Origin of the sequence: Specibacter sp. RAF43, from assembly GCF_052114065.1 — a bacterium.
Lineage (GTDB): Bacteria > Actinomycetota > Actinomycetes > Actinomycetales > Micrococcaceae > Specibacter.
Genome location: NZ_JBFREA010000070.1, coordinates 1 through 476, shown reverse-complemented (window position 1 = coordinate 476; position 476 = coordinate 1). Strand labels below are relative to the sequence as shown.

1 protein-coding gene is annotated in these 476 nt (G+C 73.5%); it reads right to left on the bottom strand.

Annotated features, from left to right (window positions below; all coding sequences use genetic code 11):
* Nucleotides 1-430: serine dehydratase beta chain (locus tag AB4Y80_RS16925; RefSeq protein WP_442215498.1), on the bottom strand; the 430-nt coding region annotated here is incomplete at its 3' end.
* Between the last annotated feature and the right edge of the window lie 46 nt (nt 431-476).

The following is a 476-nucleotide window of genomic DNA, read 5'->3' as shown; positions in this document are numbered from 1 at the left end:
GCCCCTCCCGGGTCAGGGAGGCGTTCTTGCAGTCCTCCATGACGTCGCGGATGTGCAGCAGCCCGGCACGGACCTGCGCCTCGGTGCGGGTGGCCAGTTCATTGGCGAGCATCACCGAGCTAAAGGAGCCCCCGGTCGCCGCGCAGTGCCCGAGCAGCTGCGCGGCCGTGGTGAAGGGGTACGGCCGCGCATCCGCCTCCTCCGTTCCTGCCGGGGCCGTCCCGGCCGGGGCCGCGGTGTCCGTCCCGGTGTCTGTCGCGGGGTCTGCGTCGTCGCGGACGATGAAGCCGCCGCCGACGGAGTAAAACGTCGCCGTGTGCAGGACCGCCCCGGCGTCGTCGCTGACGGTGAACGTCACGGCGTTGGTGTGGCGGGGCAGGATCGTGCGCGGGTGCAGGAGGATGTCCTCGGCCCCGTACGCCAGGGGCACCTGCCTGCCCGGCCAGGCGCAGCGGTTCCCCGGCGGCGAAGGCGGC